Source organism: Nonomuraea sp. NPDC050202 (genome assembly GCF_040656115.1).
Taxonomy (GTDB): Bacteria; Actinomycetota; Actinomycetes; order Streptosporangiales; family Streptosporangiaceae; genus Nonomuraea.
In genome coordinates this window covers 336,315-352,649 of record NZ_JBFALF010000008.1, presented here as the reverse complement: position 1 = coordinate 352,649, position 16,335 = coordinate 336,315, and the positions used below count along the sequence as shown (strand labels likewise).

17 protein-coding genes are annotated in these 16,335 nt (G+C 72.1%); 6 read left to right on the top strand and 11 right to left on the bottom strand.

Features of this window, described 5'->3' with window-relative positions; genetic code table 11:
* Positions 1-21: 21 nt before the first annotated feature.
* Entirely contained in the window at positions 22-957 is a 936-nt protein-coding gene (locus AB0I79_RS24405; RefSeq protein ID WP_357876563.1) for an intradiol ring-cleavage dioxygenase, read from the top strand.
* Positions 958-961: 4 nt separating this feature from the next.
* On the opposite strand, the gene AB0I79_RS24400 is transcribed toward AB0I79_RS24405, so the two are convergent.
* The 7 genes from AB0I79_RS24400 to argG form a co-directional block, all read right to left on the bottom strand.
* Positions 962-2,140 carry a glycosyltransferase family 4 protein gene (locus AB0I79_RS24400; RefSeq protein WP_357876561.1) on the bottom strand — a complete coding sequence of 393 codons (1,179 nt, stop codon included), beginning with the start codon at positions 2,138-2,140 and terminating at the stop codon, positions 962-964.
* Complete coding sequence (locus AB0I79_RS24395) at positions 2,137-2,835, bottom strand: sulfotransferase (RefSeq protein WP_357876559.1); 699 nt, start codon at positions 2,833-2,835, stop codon at positions 2,137-2,139. Before AB0I79_RS24395 ends, AB0I79_RS24400 begins: the two co-directional genes overlap by 4 nt.
* 235 nt (positions 2,836-3,070) lie before the next feature.
* Positions 3,071-4,684, bottom strand: coding sequence for a CocE/NonD family hydrolase (locus AB0I79_RS24390; protein ID WP_357876557.1), 1,614 nt, complete (start codon positions 4,682-4,684; stop codon positions 3,071-3,073).
* Between the two features lie 18 nt (positions 4,685-4,702).
* The gene (locus tag AB0I79_RS24385; protein ID WP_357876555.1) at positions 4,703-4,849 is read right to left on the bottom strand and encodes a DUF3237 family protein; all 147 of its coding nucleotides are present in this window, start codon (positions 4,847-4,849) and stop codon (positions 4,703-4,705) included.
* 145 nt (positions 4,850-4,994) lie between these two features.
* Positions 4,995-5,423 carry an ATP-binding protein gene (locus tag AB0I79_RS24380; protein ID WP_357876553.1) on the bottom strand — a complete coding sequence of 143 codons (429 nt, stop codon included), beginning with the start codon at positions 5,421-5,423 and terminating at the stop codon, positions 4,995-4,997.
* An 85-nt stretch (positions 5,424-5,508) separates the two neighbouring features.
* Entirely contained in the window at positions 5,509-6,339 is an 831-nt protein-coding gene (locus tag AB0I79_RS24375) for an SAM-dependent methyltransferase (RefSeq protein WP_357876551.1), read from the bottom strand.
* A 209-nt stretch (positions 6,340-6,548) separates the two neighbouring features.
* Positions 6,549-8,000, bottom strand: coding sequence for an argininosuccinate synthase (argG, locus tag AB0I79_RS24370; RefSeq protein ID WP_357876549.1), 1,452 nt, complete (start codon positions 7,998-8,000; stop codon positions 6,549-6,551).
* A 207-nt stretch (positions 8,001-8,207) separates the two neighbouring features.
* Here argG and AB0I79_RS24365 point away from each other — a divergent pair, with 207 nt between their 5' ends.
* The gene (locus AB0I79_RS24365) at positions 8,208-8,852 is read left to right on the top strand and encodes a nucleoside/nucleotide kinase family protein (protein ID WP_357876547.1); all 645 of its coding nucleotides are present in this window, start codon (positions 8,208-8,210) and stop codon (positions 8,850-8,852) included.
* Positions 8,853-8,942: 90 nt separating this feature from the next.
* On the opposite strand, the gene AB0I79_RS24360 is transcribed toward AB0I79_RS24365, so the two are convergent.
* Positions 8,943-9,368 carry a hypothetical protein gene (locus AB0I79_RS24360; protein WP_357876545.1) on the bottom strand — a complete coding sequence of 142 codons (426 nt, stop codon included), beginning with the start codon at positions 9,366-9,368 and terminating at the stop codon, positions 8,943-8,945.
* Between the two features lie 222 nt (positions 9,369-9,590).
* Between AB0I79_RS24360 and AB0I79_RS24355 the strand changes: the two genes are divergently transcribed.
* Positions 9,591-10,166, top strand: coding sequence for a helix-turn-helix domain-containing protein (locus AB0I79_RS24355; RefSeq protein ID WP_357876543.1), 576 nt, complete (start codon positions 9,591-9,593; stop codon positions 10,164-10,166).
* Positions 10,167-10,213: 47 nt separating this feature from the next.
* On the opposite strand, the gene AB0I79_RS24350 is transcribed toward AB0I79_RS24355, so the two are convergent.
* Positions 10,214-11,710 carry an alkaline phosphatase PhoX gene (locus tag AB0I79_RS24350; RefSeq protein WP_357876541.1) on the bottom strand — a complete coding sequence of 499 codons (1,497 nt, stop codon included), beginning with the start codon at positions 11,708-11,710 and terminating at the stop codon, positions 10,214-10,216.
* A 132-nt stretch (positions 11,711-11,842) separates the two neighbouring features.
* Positions 11,843-12,574: a hypothetical protein gene (locus AB0I79_RS24345; protein WP_357876539.1), complete on the bottom strand. Its 732-nt coding sequence runs from the start codon at positions 12,572-12,574 to the stop codon at positions 11,843-11,845.
* Between the two features lie 98 nt (positions 12,575-12,672).
* Here AB0I79_RS24345 and AB0I79_RS24340 point away from each other — a divergent pair, with 98 nt between their 5' ends.
* The gene (locus AB0I79_RS24340; RefSeq protein WP_357876537.1) at positions 12,673-13,902 is read left to right on the top strand and encodes a sensor histidine kinase; all 1,230 of its coding nucleotides are present in this window, start codon (positions 12,673-12,675) and stop codon (positions 13,900-13,902) included.
* A gap of 35 nt (positions 13,903-13,937) precedes the next feature.
* The gene (locus AB0I79_RS24335; protein ID WP_357876603.1) at positions 13,938-14,597 is read left to right on the top strand and encodes a response regulator transcription factor; all 660 of its coding nucleotides are present in this window, start codon (positions 13,938-13,940) and stop codon (positions 14,595-14,597) included.
* A 39-nt stretch (positions 14,598-14,636) separates the two neighbouring features.
* Here AB0I79_RS24335 and AB0I79_RS24330 read toward each other — a convergent pair whose 3' ends face one another.
* Positions 14,637-15,389, bottom strand: coding sequence for a GNAT family N-acetyltransferase (locus tag AB0I79_RS24330; RefSeq protein WP_357876535.1), 753 nt, complete (start codon positions 15,387-15,389; stop codon positions 14,637-14,639).
* A 152-nt stretch (positions 15,390-15,541) separates the two neighbouring features.
* On the opposite strand from AB0I79_RS24330, the gene AB0I79_RS24325 reads away from it, so the two are divergent.
* Positions 15,542-16,267, top strand: coding sequence for a class I SAM-dependent methyltransferase (locus AB0I79_RS24325; protein WP_357876533.1), 726 nt, complete (start codon positions 15,542-15,544; stop codon positions 16,265-16,267).
* Positions 16,268-16,335 lie beyond the last annotated feature (68 nt).

The window sequence follows — 16,335 nt, the reverse complement described above, 5'->3', positions numbered from 1 at the left end:
GCGAGCGTGTCATAGTGAGTCATGAGCCAGCAAGCGCCGCCCGTGAAGGACATCTCCGCCGAGCAGGCCGCCCGCGAGCAGGCCCTGGTCCGGCAGGTGCTGGCGGCCTTCGACGGCACGCCGTCGCCCCGGCTCAAGCAGCTCCTCCAGGCTCTGGCCGGGCACCTGCACGCCTTCGTCCGTGAGACCCGGCCGACCACGCGGGAGTGGGAGGCGGCGATCGGCTTCCTCACCGCGTGCGGGCACATCACCGACGACCGGCGGCAGGAGTTCGTCCTGCTGTCCGACGTGCTCGGCCTGTCGATGCAGACGATCGCGGTCAACAACGAGGCGCGCGGCGACGCGACCGAGGCGACCGTGCTCGGGCCGTTCTTCGTGGAGGGCTCCCCGGAGATCCCGATCGGCGGCGACATGTCCGGCGGCGCCCCCGGTGAGCCGTGCTGGGTGGAGGGCGTCGTCAGGGACACCGCGGGCGAGCCCGTCCCGCATGCCAGGATCGAGGTGTGGGAGGCTGACGCCGACGGCCGCTACGACGTCCAGTACGGCGACGACCGGACCGCGGGCCGCGCCCACCTCCACAGCGACGACCAGGGATGCTTCGCCTTCTGGGCCGTCACCCCGACGCCGTACCCGATCCCGTCGGACGGCCCGGTCGGCGACCTGCTGCGGGCCACGGGGCGCTCGCCGATGCGCGCCTCCCACCTGCACTTCATGGTCTCCGCCGGCGGGCTGCGCACGCTGGTGACGCACATCTTCGTCCGCGGCTGCGCCTACCTGGAGCGCGACAGCGTCTTCGGTGTCAAGGAGTCGCTGATCAGGGACTTCGCCAGGCAGGAGGCCGGCACGCCCGCCCCCGGCGGCCGGGAGGTCACCGGCCCGTGGACGCGCGTGCGCTTCGACATCGTCCTGGCCCCCGATCAGGAGGCCGAGGACGTGGGCCGCGCGGAGCGGCGGTGACCGGCTAGCGGGCCGCCCGTACGTCGGCGTCGATCGGCTCGCCGTTGGCCAGCGCGGTGAACAGCCTGTCCCACAGCGGCATGACGACGTGCGGGGTGTAGTCGTAGGCCGTCTCGGCCGCGGCGGCGCCCAGGCGCACCCGCAGCTCGCGATCGCCCATCGCCCGGCCGAGCGCCTCGGTCAGCGCGGGCACGTTGCGCGGCGGCACCAGCAGCCCGTCCTTGCCGGGCGTCAGCACGTCGGCGGGCCCGGTCGGGCAGTCGAAGGCGACGACCGGCAGGGCGTGGCCCATGGCCTCGATCATGGCCATCGGCAGCCCCTCGATCCGGGAGCTGAGCGCGTAGACCGACGCCTTGGCCAGCTCCTCGTGGATGCGGTTGCTGCGGCCCATCAGCCGGATCCTGTCGCCCGCGCCGGCCTCGTCGATGCGCTTTTGCAGCCGCTCCTTCGACGGCCCGGTGCCGAAGATGCGCAGCTTCCACTCCGGGTGCTCCTCCGCGGTGGCGGCGAAGGCCGGGATGAGCATGTCGAAGCCCTTCTGCGGCACCAGCCTCCCCACGGCGATCACGATCGGGTTGCTCTGGTCGGAGTGCTTGCGCTCCTCCATGTGCACCGCGTTGGGGATGCGCACCACCGGCGTGCTCTTGAGCACCTTGCGGTATTCGCGGCGGCTGGTCTCGGTCAGCACGGCGATCGCGTCGAAGTTGCCGTAGTGGCGGACGATCTGCTCGCGGACCCGCTCGTGGTAGGAGGCCAGGTTCATGTGCTCCTGGGCGACGCGGATCACGCTGGAGGAGGCGCGGCGGGCCGCGATCAGGTTGAGCGCGGGGCGGGTGGTGACCAGGATGCCGTCACGCAGGCCGGAGACGTAGTCGATGACCGCGGCCTCGACGCGCTCGGTGAAGTACTCCGCCGCGAACTCCCCGTACGGGACGATCTTGCCGCGGGCCCGGCGCCACACCTTGCGCGCCAGGGAGTCGGCGGCGATGCCGTCACGCTGGTCCACCAGCGCCGAGAGCCGCACCAGCGGGTCGATGGCGAACTGCGGCTCGTTCCTGCGCCGGACCACGCTGACGATCTCGACGTCGTGGCCGGCCGCGGCCATGGCGTTGGCCTGGTTGACGACGGTGCGGATGGTGCCGCCCATGCCGTAGGCGTGCAGCAGCATGTAGCGGATCTTCATGTCAGGTACTCCCAGGTCCTGCACATGTCCTTCAGCACATCAGGGATCTGGTCAGGACGCGGCAGGTCGCGACCGCGTTGTACCGTTCCTGAGCGGATCTTGTCCTTCCAGTCCCCCAGGCCCTTGGTCACCACGTCGGGAGTGCCGTAGGAGAGCAGCTCGGGCGCCCAGGGCACCTCCAGGAACTCGCAGATGCCGCGCCCGATGCCCTCGGGGTCGGCGGTCAGCTCCTCGTAGCGGACGGTCAGCCCCGGCAGGGCCTTGCGCGCGCGCTGCACGGCCTTCATGTACCGCAGCGCGTCCGCGGCGGCCTCGTCGGGGGTGCGCTTGCCCGGGCTGGCCTCGTACCAGGAGCTGGCGATCGAGGCGGGATGGCGCAGCAGGAACACGAACCGCGCGTCCGGCCAGCACGTGGACAGCCGCTCGTAGGCGAACGCGTTCGCCGGCGTCTTCTCGACGATGTACCGCTTGCCGCTGCGCAGCAGCTCCCGGTGGAGCACCCGGTCCCACAGCAGATGCTCCAGATCGGCCTTGTTGTGGCCGAGTGCCTCCATGGCCCTTTCCGCCAGCGAGGTGTCGAATTCCACTCTCAACCGGCGTACGTGCAGCTCGTGCGGAGCATGCAGGTCCGGGTGAGCGTTGAGCATCGCCCGCAGCAGCGTCGAGCCCGATCGGACCGGCGAGATGATGAACACCGGCGCCTGCACGAGGCGATCGGTCTTCGGATCCGCCGGCGGCCTGAAAGGCGTTTCCGGTCGTTTGACCGGGGCCTTTTCCGTGGCCGTCGTCGTAGCCGCTTGCCCTGCTTTACCTACTCGGTTGAACTGGAATCCTGTGTACCTCGCCAGCGCCCCGTTGATAGTGCGCTGCCACTTCATGCCCCGGAGAGTACCCGGCCTACCTGGAAATTGCCTGAAGAAGAACGGCTCTTTAACGCGGCACCACGGGCAGGGTGATGAAGGAGTCAGGGAAAACGCGCTGATTCTGAACGACGAGATCCGCCTCCGTGGCCAGGGCGGCGGGCCGGCCGGTGCCGGGGTTACGGTCGAAGCGGGGGAAGTTCGAGCTGGAGATCTCCACCCGGATGCGGTGGCCCGCCTTGAAGACCTGGCTGGTGGCGACCAGATCGATGGTGTACGTCCCGGACGGCGTGGCGGTGCGGACGATGCCGTCGATCACGCTCATCGCCCGCCCGTCCGGGTACACGTTCACCAGCTTGGCCGTCCAGTCGGTGGCGGCGGCCGAGGTCTCGGCGCGCAGCGTCACCGACACGGGCCCCGTCACCTCCACGTCGGAGCCCAGCACGTCGGTGGTGTAGCAGAGCACGTCGGCGCGGCGCTCCACGTCGCGCTGGTCCTGCGGGCCCACGTTCGTGGGGTCGGCCAGCAGGGTCGGGCCGCCGGTGGTGGGCACCGGGTCGCGCGGGTCGAAGGTGAAGGCGCGCGGCTCGGCGGCGGGCGGCTCGGGGGAGGCGGGCGGCTCGGGGGAGAGCAGGCCGTCGGCGTGCAGGTGGTAGCGGGTGTCCACGGCGCGGGCGAGCGGCCAGGACTCCTCGTCCCGCCACACGTCGTCGCCCATCACGAAGATCTTCACGGCCGGCCCGGTGTCGAGCCCCCGCAGGAACGCGAGCTGCCGCTGCTCCAGCTGGATCGCCTGCGCCGAGGCGGCGAACCCGAAGTCCAGCCGCCCGGTGCCGGACGAGGCGGAGGTCAGGTGCGACCAGGGGCCGATGACCAGCGGGCCGCCCAGCCGGCGATGGTTCTCCAGCGTGCCGGACAGGAACAGGTCGAACCAGCCGGCCACGTGCATGACCGGCGCCTCGATGCGGTCGTGCCGCAACGTCTCGGCCAGGCCCTGCCAGAACGCGTCGCGCTCGGGGTGGGAGATCCAGTCGTGCCACCACGGGATGCCCCGCACCGCGTCCAGCGGCAGCGTCCGCACGGCCGTCGCCTGGCCGGTCATGGCCGGCAGCAGCTCGCCGAACGCCGCGCCGGCGTCCTCGCCGGCCTCGGCGGCGTGCAGCAGCCCGAGCGCCGCCTGCATCGCGCCCCAGTTGAGCGCCGAGCCCAGAGCCAGCGCTCCGCCGTGGTACTTCAGCCCGTCGTGGAAGTCGTGCGGCGTCATGGCGGCGTACACCGCCTTCAGGCCCGGCGGGCGGGTGGCCGCGGCCTGCAGGGCGCAGCCGGCCAGGTACGACATGCCGGTCATCACGACCTCGCCGTTCGACCACGGCTGGGCGGTGATCCAGGCGATCGTGTCGTACCCGTCGTCGCCCTCGTCCAGCCACGGCCGGAACTCGCCGTCGCTGCTCCCGCGCCCCCGGCAGTGCTGCAGCACCACCGCGAAGCCCGCCTCCAGCGCCGCGGTCAGCGGGATCATGCGGAACGCCCCCTCGCCGTACGGGCTGCGCGCCAGCAGCGTCGGGAACGGCCCGCCCGCCGCCCGCCGGTGCACCGTGCCGCGCAGCACGGTGCCGTCACGCATCGGCATCGGGGTGTCGTACTCCGCGGTGACGGGCATGGGCGAGCGGTCGAGCTTCGGCATCGGGGCCTCCGGCGTCGGTCAGGTCAGGGTGCAGGCGTCGTAACGCACGGCGGAGGCGGCGCGGGCCGCCGTGGCCACGGCCAGCGTACGGTTGAGCCAGTGGTGGCGCCCGTCGCCGGTCTCGAAGCGGCAGAACAGCCGGAAGTAGTACTCCGACGCGTCCACCTCCTCGCCCCGCGGGCCCGTGCGGGAGGCGTTCGCCGAGCAGGCGCGGCGGAGGGGGAGTGGTTCGCGCCGCTGGACGAGGCCGAGCGGGCGCGGCTGACCGGGCTGCTCACCCGCATCCCGCGGGAACGCCCGGCGATGGGCGTCACACGGTGCAGCTGACCGCGAACCAGACGAGCTTGCCGTTGTCCGCCTTCGCCACGCCCCACTCCTCGGCGATGGCCCCGACGATCTGCAGGCCCCTGCCCGAGAGGGCGTCCACGCCGGGGGAGCGCTGGAGAGGCACGCCGTCACCCGGGTCGAACACCTCGCCGTACAACCGGCCCGCGCGCTCCTCCAGCCGCAGGGTGTAGGCGGAGCCGCCGTGCCGGACGACGTTGGTGACGAGCTCGCTGACGATGAGCAGGCAGTCGTCGGTGACGTGGGCCAGGCCCCAGCGGTCGAGCTCGGCCCGGACCAGGGATCGGGTCTCGGCGACACCGGAGGGAGCGGACGGCAGCAGGTACTCCACCGCGCGGGCCTGCGGGGCGGCCAGGGATCCGCCGGACGGGGCCAGGTGGGGGGCCATACGCATCACGTCTCTCGGGTTTTGGGAGCGCTCCCATACCCACGATAAGCGTTCGTCTTCACTTTTGTGAATGCGTGGCGGAGAAGTTTCCTCAGGGGATGCGGGCCAGGGCGCCGTAGTTGCCCGACGAGCTGGGCTCCTCGCGGCAGGCGTGGTCGCCGTCGCCTGGACGCCACTCCGGAACCCAGACCAGCCCGGGCGGCACCAGGTCGAGCCCCTCCAGCAGAGCGGCGACCTCGTCCCTGGAGCGGATCGCCAGGTGCGGCAGGGTCATCGCGAGCAGGTCGCGGATGGCCGGCAGCAGCTCCGGCGGGACGCCGTCGAACGTGGTGTGCAGCAGGCCGAGGAAGCTGCCGCCCGGCGCCGTGTGCCGCAGCCGCTTGACGAGGTAGTGGGCGTACTCGTCGTCGTGCAGGCTGTAGGTCGACAGCAGCAGCACGGCCACGGGCCGGTCCCAGTCGATGAACGTCCTGACCACGTGGTCCCTGAGCACCTCGTCGATCTCGCGGATGTCGCCCTCCACCACCCGCACCAGGTCCGTGAACGGCTCGATGGTGGCCTGCGCCATGGTGACCACCATCGGGTTGTTCTCGACGTACAGCACGCGCGGGGCGGCCCCGCAGGCCTGGCGCGCCGCGTCGTGCAACCCGTTGCCGGCGGAGGGGCCGCTGGGAATGCCGCTGCCCACGATCAGATATTGATCCACGCCTTCGGCGGACAAATGGCGGATCATCCGGGTGAGGAATTCGAGCACCGCGCGGGCCGCCGTGGTCAGGGCGGGGGCAGCTTGATCGAAATGGCGAACGGTGTCCCTGTCGGCCAGGAAATGGTTCTTCCCGCCTGCCGCCGCGTCGAAGATGCGCGTGATCCTGGCCTGCGTCGTCTCGAGGCTGGCCAAGTTGCGGACGGCGCGCTGGTGCATGAGCGTTGCCCCTTTCCCTCGCCGCTACCGTCATTCCGGTAAGCGATCTTCGGACCTCACTCGATGACTCGAACCATATGTTCCAACAATTCCAGTCAATGACAACACGCTAGACCGGTTGTCTTGGATATGTTTGGCCGCTGCATCGTTGTGGCAAGGCACCTCTGCCGGGCGGGACATACCCGGCAGAGGGTGGTGTGACTCCTGCGTCAGTCGGTACCGGTCTCGATCGCCGCCTGGTCGAGCAGCTGGTCGTCCTCCGGCACCTCGACGTTCTCGCCGCGCGAGGCGATCGCCTCGGCGCCGCCCTGGGGCATCGCGCCGATCAGGCCGGTCGCGGCGACCTGCGGGGTGCCCAGCAGCGTCTGGTGCCCGACCATGCCGAGCCCGGCGTACTGCTCCAGCTTGGCGCGCGAGTCGGCGATGTCGAGGTTGCGCATGGTGAGCTGGCCGATGCGGTCGAGCGGGCCGAACGCGGAGTCCTCGGTGCGCTCCATCGACAGCTTGTCGGGGTGGTAGCTGAACGCCGGGCCCGTCGTGTCGAGGACCGAGTAGTCCTCGCCGCGCCGCAGCCGCAGCGTCACCTCGCCGGTGATCGCCATGCCGACCCAGCGCTGCAGCGACTCGCGCAGCATCAGCGACTGCGGGTCGAGCCAGCGGCCCTCGTAGAGCAGCCGGCCCAGCTTCCTGCCCTCGATGTGGTAGCTCGCCAGGGTGTCCTCGTTGTGGATGGCGTTGACCAGCCGCTCGTAGGCGGCGTGCAGCAGCGCCATGCCGGGCGCCTCGTAGATGCCCCGGCTCTTGGCCTCGATGACGCGGTTCTCGATCTGGTCGGACATGCCGAGCCCGTGGCGGCCGCCGATGGCGTTGGCCTCCAGCACCAGATCGACGGCCGAGGCGAACTCCTTGCCGTTGATCGTCACCGGCCGGCCCCGCTCGAACCCGATCGTGACGTCCTCGGCCGGGATCTCGACCTCGGGGTCCCAGAACCGCACTCCCATGATCGGCTCGACGATCTCGATGCCGGCGTCCAGGTGCTCGAGCCTCTTGGCCTCGTGGGTGGCGCCCCAGATGTTCGCGTCGGTGGAGTAGGCCTTCTCCGTGCTGGCCCGGTAGGGCAGGTCGCGGGCGAGCAGCCACTCCGACATCTCCTTGCGCCCGCCGAGCTCGCTGACGAAGTCGGCGTCCAGCCACGGCTTGTAGATGCGCAGGGACGGGTTGGCGAGCAGGCCGTAACGGTAGAACCGCTCGATGTCGTTGCCCTTGAAGGTGGAGCCGTCTCCCCAGATCAGCACGCCGTCGTCGAGCATCGCGCGCACCAGCAGGGTGCCGGTGACGGCGCGGCCGAGCGGGGTCGTGTTGAAGTAGGTGCGGCCGCCGGAGCGGATGTGGAACGCCCCGCAGGCCAGCGCCGCCAGACCCTCCTCCACGAGGGCCTCCCGGCAGTCGACCAGCCGGGCGATCTCCGCGCCGTACGCCGTCGCGCGGCCCGGCACCGAGGCGATGTCGGGCTCGTCGTACTGGCCGATGTCGGCGGTGTAGGTGCAGGGCACCGCACCCTTCTCGCGCATCCACGCGACCGCCACGGAGGTGTCGAGGCCGCCGGAGAAGGCGATCCCGACCCGTTCGCCTACAGGGAGAGAGGTGAGCATCTTGGACACGAGTAGAAGTATATACACATGAATGCATGACCATTCAATGTGTGCCTCCCAACGGCGCGTCGCCCGCCGCCCTCCGGGGCGCGGCAGCACGCGAACCGGTCGCCTGGCTCGCCGGTCCTGGCCGTTGTGCCCACGAGCTGCTCATCACCTGGTGACCTTCGCCGCGAGCGCCGCTAGGGTGCTCACGTGCGTCAAGGGGAGGGTCCCGTGAGCGGCGGGTCGCGGCTGGTCGAGCGCGTGCGCGGGCTGGCCGCCGGGGACGGGCGGGTGCTGATCGGCATCGCGGGCTGCCCGGGCGCGGGCAAGTCGACGCTGGCGGGCTGGCTGGCCACGGCGCTCACCACGGCGGGGCTGCCCGCCGTCTGGGTGCCGATGGACGGCTTCCACCTGGCCGACGTCGCGCTCGAACGCCTCGGGCGGCTCGCCCGCAAGGGCGCCATCGACACCTTCGACGGGCACGGCTACCTCGCCCTGCTGCGCCGCCTCCGCTGCGAGACCGGCACCGTCGTGTACGCGCCGTCCTTCGACCGCGACCTCGAGCAGCCCATCGCCGGCGCCATCGCGGTGCCGCCGGACGCCCGGGTCGTCGTCAGCGAGGGCAACTACCTGCTCTCCGGCGAGGAGCCGTGGCGGCAGGTGCGGGCGGCCATGACCGAGGTCTGGTACGCCGACCTCGACGACCGCGTCCGCCTGGAACGCCTCACCTGGCGGCACGTGCGGTTCGGCAAGACCCCCGAGCAGGCGGTCCGGTGGGTCGCCGAGGTGGACGAGCCCAACGCCGCCGCCATCCGCGCCACCCGCGCCTCCGCCGACCTCCATGTCGACATCGACGCCCTGGCCCTGTCACCTTGAGCTCCCGCTGGGAGCGCGGCGGCCGGATGCCGGGAACGCATGTCCTACCACCGCCTCACCGCTGCGGGGCCTCCGTCGCCTGTGAGGTTCTCAGTGGTGATGGCCGACAGGCGACAGGACGTACTGGTACAGCTCGTACCCCACGAACGCGATCACCGGCAGGCCGACCGCGATCAGCAGGCGGCGCGGCATCGGCGCCCGGGCGACGGGCGGCTCGATGTCCCTGACGGGGACGACCGGCAGCTTGGCCAGCGGCACCGGGTCGGGCGCCGCCGCGAGCTCGGGGTGCCGCGACAGGTAACCGGTGGGGAACGACGTGAGGTGGAAGGCGCCGCAGGCCGGGCAGCTCGTCCCCGACCAGGGCGGCTGCACGGGCACGCCGGAGGCGAACCAGATCTCCGCCTCGTTGCCGTGCCCGTCGGCGAGGTGCCGGACGACGTAGTCCTCCTCCCAGACGTAGAGACACCGCAGGCACTCGAAGGGCCATGACTCGCGGGATTCGAACCCGTCGTGCACAGGGAATCACCCCCTGGCCGGGTATGGGTGTGTTCCCTACGAGTGTCCGCCTCTTCCCGTACCGCCATGCAAGAGGGCAGTTGTGACACTTGGCGCTACAAAAGGCTCGCTCGGTGTGAGGTTAGCCGGCGGGCTCCGGCGCCAGGCCAGGAAACACTTTGCGGCTGCTCCGCCTCCCTTTCTACGCTATTTCGTCATTACGGAGTAGCGAAGGAGATCGCTATGAACGACGAAAGGATCGACGCGTTGGAGCGCCGGCTGGCGCTGCTGGAGAGCCGCGTCCAGGACGGCGAGGCCCCCAGGAGCACCCCGCAGGCGCCATCCCTGATGGGGGTCCTGCACGGCTACCGCAACGATGCCGAGGAGCACTTCCACCCCGGCATGGTCGGCTACGTCGGCGCCGCCTACCTGGCGGAGGACAACGTCTACCTCTGGGCGAGGGAGCACAAGCTCGCCGAGTTGCTGGAGGCCGACTGGAGCCCGGCGATCGGGATCCTGGAGTCCCTCGCCAGCCGGCCGCGCCTGGCGTTGCTGGGGGTGCTCGTCCGCAAGGGGCGGTGCACCAGCGCCGACCTGCTGGAAGCCCTCGCGCCGTCGCAGGGGGAGCCGACCAGCGGCCAGCTCTATCACCACCTGCGCGAGTTGCAGGCCGCCGGCCTGATCCTGCAGCGCCGGCGCGGCGAGTACGAGCTCGCGGGCGTGGCCGTGATCCCCGTGCTCACCATCCTCGCCACCGCGCTCAACCTCGCCACCGACCCTCCGGTGGGGCCGCCGATCGAGGTCCCGCGACCGGAGTGACAGCGGACGGCGGACGGCGCGTTCGTGCCGGCCGCCGCCCTGCCACGTCAGAGCGGCCCGCGGTGCCAGGGGCCGCGGATCGCGTACGTGCGGCCCGGCGGGTCCAGCGAGACCGAGTCGCCGAAGTTGTTGACGAACAGGACCGAGCCGTCCGGGCTGAAGCACGCCCCCGCGAACTCGCAGTCGTCGGCCACGTTGACCGCGAACTCGAACGGCTGCCCCCTGCGCGGATCCAGCCCGATCAGCCGGTTCACGTTGGTCAGGCCGGGGGCCAGCGGGTGCGGGTCGGCGTCGGCCGAGCTCGAGTCGTCCTCGCAGAGCACGATGCCGCCTCTGGGGGTGAACGTCAGGTTGTCGGGCGAGTCGAGCTCCCTGCGGCCGGGCGACTCGTACACCAGCACCAGGGTGCCGCCGTCGCGGCGGCCCGGGACGTACTGCCAGACCTGGCCGTAACCCTCCAGGTAGCCGTCCGCGTTCGGCGGGTCGCCGTTCTTGGCGTCGCCGCCGCTGGTGGAGTTGAAGAAGACGCTGCCGTCGCCGTACCAGCAGCCTTCGAGGCGGTTGAACTTCGCGCCGCCCTTGGCCAGGCCCTGCAGGGTGCAGGGGGTGGCGCCGTTCTCCAGGTCCGGGTCGGGGTCGTCGATGCGCACCCACTCCACGGGCAGCCGGGCACCCATCGTCTGGCCCTCGCGGCAGTCGTAGCCGTCCACACCCCTGATCTTGAGCATCTCCAGCACGCCGCCGGCGGCCAGGTCACGCGGGTCCCTGGGGCGGAAGCGGTAGAAGCCGTCGGCCCTGCCCGACTCGTCCTCGGTCTCGTAGACGTAGCCGGTGCGCGGGTCCACCGCGACCGCCTCGTGGGAGAAGCGGCCCATCGCTGTCAGCGGCCCGGAGGGCGCGGGCGTGCCGGGCCGGGGGCCGTCGAGCGGCACCTCGAAGACGTAGCCGTGCTTGCGCTGCCAGCCCTGCGCCGGGCCCGCGGTCGTCTCCTCGCAGGTGAGCCAGCCGCGCCCGTGCAGCATGCGGCCGCCGGCGCAGTTGACGATCGTGCCGTTGAGGCTGACGAAGTCGCGCACCACCTCGCCGCTGCGCAGGTCGATCTCCAGCGTGGTGGTGCCGCCCACGCCCAGCTCGTCGTAGCGCCGCGAGCCCTCGACGTGCACGCGGCCGATGGGGGAGCCGGGGGCGGTGCGTACCTCGTGGTTGCGGATGAGGCGGACGGTGTGGCGGCGGGTCCCGGGGAAGGCACCCATGCCGTCGTGGGCGATGGGGGTGGCGACGCCGTCGGTCATGGGGGTGCCGCTCTTGCCCAGCACGACGTACGAGAAGCCCGCGGGGAGCGCGAGGAATTCCTCGCCCGTGTTCCTGGCGGGCATGCGGCGCAGGGGGCCGTAGCCGGTCTCGCGCGGGTCGGCGGCGGGGCGGCCCGTGCTCGCCCAGGAGGCGTGGGCGGTCAGGGTCTCGATGGCGACGCCGCTGGCCAGGACACCGCCGGTGGTGGCCAGGCCGTGGCCGAGAAAGGAACGACGGTCGAGCTCGGTCATGGTGCTCCCCTCGGGACAAGGGCATAGACGTGTGCCTATGTGAAGCTTCAGATGAACGAGTGCTGTCGTCAGAGTAAACGGCGGATTGCACGCCGAGAGGGCCCATTTATGCCGTTCGTCCGGGAATCGGGGCTACTCAGGGAGTCTGGAGCGCATCATGGCCAGCGGCACGAGCACCATGAGCAGGGAGATGGCCCCGGCGGCGAAGGCGGCCGCCACCGAGACGAACATCGGCGGCAGGAAGAAGGCCCCCACGGCGCAGCAGCCGCCCACCGCCATCATCAGGTGCTTGCCGAACCGCTGAGCCCGCTCGGCCCCCGGCACGAACCGCAGCGGATGGATCCGCGGCAGGGCGTGCCCGAGACCCGCGACCAGCAGCCCGAGCGCGGCGGCGACGGCCACCTCCATCGGGAAGTCGTGACCGGCGCTCCTGAGCAGCGTGCCGCCATGGACGACCAGGAGGAACGGCGGCAGGAGCACGAGGAGCGCCTTCGCCGACCGGGCCTGCGCGGCCGGGGACGCGAGAAGTGCCGGCGGCACCAGGCCGCGCAGGCGCTCGGCGACCAGGCTGCTGCCCGCCATGAGCGCGACGAGCACGACCAGGGCCACCGGAGCCGCCGTCGCCAGGACCATCCTCGTCACCTTGACCTCGGCCACCCCCGGCCTGGCCTGGCGGGTCGTCACCAGCTCCGGCAGGGAGTGGTACACGGCCCAGGAGATCGCCACCATGGCGATCAGGCTGAGCACGGACACCACCACAGCCGCCCACGGCACGCCGCCCGCTCGCCGCTCCGCCACCCGCATGCCGGCCCCTCTCCTGGTCGACGTGCTGCGATCGTAGATCCGGGCGATCGGGGCGGACATCCAGCGCGGGGCACCTGCCGGTCATGTCCCACCATGACCGTCGGCACATGACCATCGGCACGCTGCCCCGCGGGAGGGGGATGGTTATGCTCCGGGATATGCGGCAGCCGCGATCGATCCGGGATCTGGACGACTGGGTGCGGTTCACCGACGACCGCCCGCCCCTCGTGTTCAGCGTCTTCTTCTGGGGCTCCGCCGTCCTGCTCGCCCTCAACTTCATCAGCGCGTTCTCCTCGCTCGATGTTGTGACGGAGCGGTGGCCGCTGCTCGAAGTGATCTTCTACGCGGGAGGCGCGGCCCTGCTGCCGCTGATCGTCCTGTGGCCGCTGCTGCCCTGGTCGCGCGGCACCTCCGCGCCGCGCAAGGCGGCGACCGCGGCGTTCCTGGCCCTGGCTCTGGTGGTCGCCTCAGGCGGAGGGCTCGCGGGCCTGCTGATGCTGGGCATCGCGGTGGGCAACGCGCTGGTCGTGCTCCGGGTGCGGGGCGCGATCGCCTACTCGGGCGTCGCCGGCCTGCTCAGCTTCGGGATGAGCGCGATCAATCCCGACCAGAGCCTGCTCGGGGCGGTCGTCAACGGCCTGCTCATCGCGATCCTGTGCCTGGTGTTGCTCGTCCTCGTGACCGCGTTGTTCGACTCCAGCTCGCGGGCGGAGGAGACCCGCCGCCTGCTCGCCGACCTCGAACGGGCCCACGCCGAGCTGGCCGGATACGCGGCCCGCTCCCGCGAGCTGGCCATCGCCGAGGAACGCGCGCGGATCGCCCGCGACATGCACGACTCCGTCGGCCACTACCTGACCGTCATCAACGTGGGCCTGCAGAACGCCCAGCGCTACCGCACCGCGCGCCCCGAGGCCGCCTGGGACGAGGTCAGCCAGGCCCAGGCGCTCACCCTGGAGGCGCTGAACGACACCCGCCGCTGGGTACGGGCGCTCAAACCCCTGCGCATGGACGGCCGCACGGGACCCGACGCCCTGCGGGCCCTGGCCGAGTCGTTCGGCTCGGCCGACACCGGCGTCGCCTTCACGCTCAACGGCACCTGGCCCGACGTGGACGAGGGCCGCGAGCTGGTCTGCTACCGGATCGTCCAGGAGGGGCTCACCAACGCCCTGCGCCACTCGGGCGCGCGGCGCGTCGAGGTCGCGCTCGACTGCACGGACGAACGGGTCGAGGTCACCGTCTCCGACGACGGCTCCGGCGCCGCGCCGGGGGCGACCGCCAACGGCTTCGGCCTGCGCGGCCTGCGCGAGCGCCTGCGCGGTGTGGGCGGCGAGCTGGACGTGACCGCCGGCTCCGGCGGCTTCACCCTGCGCGCGACGGTGCCGGTGTGACGCGGTCGGGCGAGGGCACGGGGCCGATCCGCGTCATGCTGGTGGACGACCAGATCCTCATGCGGGAGGGCCTGCGCAAGCTGCTGGAGATCGAGCCCGGCATCGAGATCGCCGCCACCGTCGGCGGTGGCGAGGAGGCGCTGGCCTGGCTGGCCGGCGCCGTGGACGGCGAACGGCCGCAGGTGGCGCTCGTGGACGCCCGCATGCCGGGCATGGACGGCGTGGAGCTGGTGGGCCGGCTGCGCGCGGGCTTTCCCGCAGTCGCGCCGGTCATCCTGACCACGTTCGACGACGACGACTACATCTTCGGGGGGCTGCGCGCTGGGGCGAAGGGTTACCTGCTCAAGGACACCCCGCCGGACGAGCTGGTGGCCGCGATCCGGCGGGCGGCGCGCGGGGAGACCGTGCTGGGCGGCGAGGCCAGCGAGCGGCTCGTCGGCCTGCTGCGCGCCGCGCCCGCTCCGATGACCCGGCAGCCCCAGGAGCCGCCCGGCGGGCTGTCGGACCGCGAGTACGAGATCGCGCTGCTCATCGGCGCCGGGGCGTCCAACCGGGAGATCGCGCGCCGCCTGCACATCACGGAGGGCACGGCCAAGAACCACATCTCGAGCTGCCTGCGCAAGCTCGGCCTGCGCGACCGCACCCAGCTCGCGGTCTGGGTGTCCAGACACACGCCCCCGGACGGCATCGGTTAGGACGCCCGGTGCCAGGCGCGCGCTTCCGGACGGCACCCGCTAGGGGAGCGAGATGTGCAGGGCCTCGCCCACCCGCGTGTACCCCGTGCGGGCGTACACGCGGGCCGCCGCGTCGTCGGCCGGGGTGAGGAACGGCATGGTGACCCCGGCTCCGGCCGCCTCCCGGGTCAGCAGCGCGGTGATCGCCCCCGCGATGCCCCGCCGCCGGTACGCCGCCGACACCGCGATGCCCGCCACCTCGGCGACCCCCTCGTGCGGCCGCCCGAGCTGCCCGCCGCCCACGACCTTCCCGCCCCGGACGGCGGCGGCCACCAGCCCCCCGCCGTCGACGACGCGCCGCAGCCGCGCCACGTCGTGCCCGGTGGCCTCCGGCGCGCCGAACGCCTCGTTCATCACCCGGGCCACCGCCCACAGCCCCGGATCGTCGGCCACGAGCCGCACCCGCACGTCCGGGGACGCCGGCGCGTCCACCACCGAGCCCGGCGCGCACACGAGCAGCGGATAACGCCCCTCCGGCACGAACCCGGCGGCCAGCAGGGCGGCCTCCACCCCGGGCGAGGCCTGCGGCACGTACTCCAGCCTCGGCGTCCTGGACCGCTCCCTGAACGCCGCCACCAGCGCCGCGATCTCGCCCGCCGTGGGCGAGGCGCCGTCGTCGGGCACCGCGTAGTTGAACGGGCCCGCGTCGTCGTGCTCGTCGAACCGGATCAGGAACGGCCCGGCCCGCCGCGCGTCAGGCCCGGCCGCCGACCTGAGGTAGGCGTGCACCGCGGTGCTCACATGGCTACTCATGACCGAATGAGGATAGCCGCCCTCCCGGCCGGCGAGCCCGGCGGCGCCGCACCCCGTGACACCGGCGTCGCCCCCGGCCTGGCCCGGGGCGCCCTCTGCCCCGGCCGGGAATCCGGTCGCGTCGCTCGTTCCGCGCCGCCTATCGTGGCCGCATGGCTGACGCGATCTTCGAGCATCCACGGCTGGCCGCGGTCTACGACCCGCTGGACCCCGACAGGAGCGACCTCGACAGCTACGCCGCCATCGCCGCCGAGCTCGGCGCGCGCAGCGTGCTCGACGTCGGCTGCGGCACGGGCACGTTCGCGCTGCTGCTGGCCGGCCGGGGCATCGAGGTGACGGGCGTGGACCCGGCCAGGGCCTCGCTCGACGTGGCCAGGGCCAAGCCGGGCAGCGAGCGGGTGCGCTGGATCCACGGCTACGCCACGGACGTGCCGCCGCTGGCGGCCGACCTCGCCACGATCACGGGGAACGCGGCCCAGGCCATCGTCGAGCCGGAGGACTGGCGGGCCACGCTGACCGCCGTGCACGCGGCGCTGCGCCCCGGCGGCCACCTGGTGTTCGAGACGCGCGACCCGGCCAGGCGGGCCTGGCTCGGCTGGACCAGGGCGGAGACCTACCGGTCCGTCGACATCCCCGGCGTGGGCAGGGTGGAGCAGTGGCACGACCTGCTCGACGTCAGCGGGCCACTGGTGACCTTCCGCTCGACCTTGGTCTTCGCCTCCGACGGGGAGGTGCTGACCTCGCACTCCACGCTGCGCTTCCGCGAGCGCGAGGAGGTCGAGGCGGACCTGGCGGCCTGCGGGTACGTGCTGCGCGAGGTCAGGGACGCGCCCGACCGGCCGGGCAAGGAGTTCGTGTTCCTCGCCGGGCGGCCGTAAGAATATCGGCAGGATTTGGTAAGCGGTTGCGGCCAGGCTTTACTCATCGGACAACGAGACACGAGACC

Coding starts and splice junctions, on each gene's coding strand:
- AB0I79_RS24405 (WP_357876563.1), top strand. CDS start 22: ATGAGCCAGCAAGCGCCGCCCGTGAAGGACATCTCCGCCGAGCAGGCC.
- AB0I79_RS24400 (WP_357876561.1), bottom strand. CDS start 2,140: ATGAAGATCCGCTACATGCTGCTGCACGCCTACGGCATGGGCGGCACC.
- AB0I79_RS24390 (WP_357876557.1), bottom strand. CDS start 4,684: ATGCCGAAGCTCGACCGCTCGCCCATGCCCGTCACCGCGGAGTACGAC.
- AB0I79_RS24380 (WP_357876553.1), bottom strand. CDS start 5,423: ATGCGTATGGCCCCCCACCTGGCCCCGTCCGGCGGATCCCTGGCCGCC.
- AB0I79_RS24375 (WP_357876551.1), bottom strand. CDS start 6,339: ATGCACCAGCGCGCCGTCCGCAACTTGGCCAGCCTCGAGACGACGCAG.
- AB0I79_RS24355 (WP_357876543.1), top strand. CDS start 9,591: ATGAACGACGAAAGGATCGACGCGTTGGAGCGCCGGCTGGCGCTGCTG.
- AB0I79_RS24350 (WP_357876541.1), bottom strand. CDS start 11,710: ATGACCGAGCTCGACCGTCGTTCCTTTCTCGGCCACGGCCTGGCCACC.
- AB0I79_RS24345 (WP_357876539.1), bottom strand. CDS start 12,574: ATGTCCGCCCCGATCGCCCGGATCTACGATCGCAGCACGTCGACCAGG.
- AB0I79_RS24340 (WP_357876537.1), top strand. CDS start 12,673: ATGCGGCAGCCGCGATCGATCCGGGATCTGGACGACTGGGTGCGGTTC.
- AB0I79_RS24335 (WP_357876603.1), top strand. CDS start 13,938: ATGCTGGTGGACGACCAGATCCTCATGCGGGAGGGCCTGCGCAAGCTG.
- AB0I79_RS24330 (WP_357876535.1), bottom strand. CDS start 15,389: ATGAGTAGCCATGTGAGCACCGCGGTGCACGCCTACCTCAGGTCGGCG.
- AB0I79_RS24325 (WP_357876533.1), top strand. CDS start 15,542: ATGGCTGACGCGATCTTCGAGCATCCACGGCTGGCCGCGGTCTACGAC.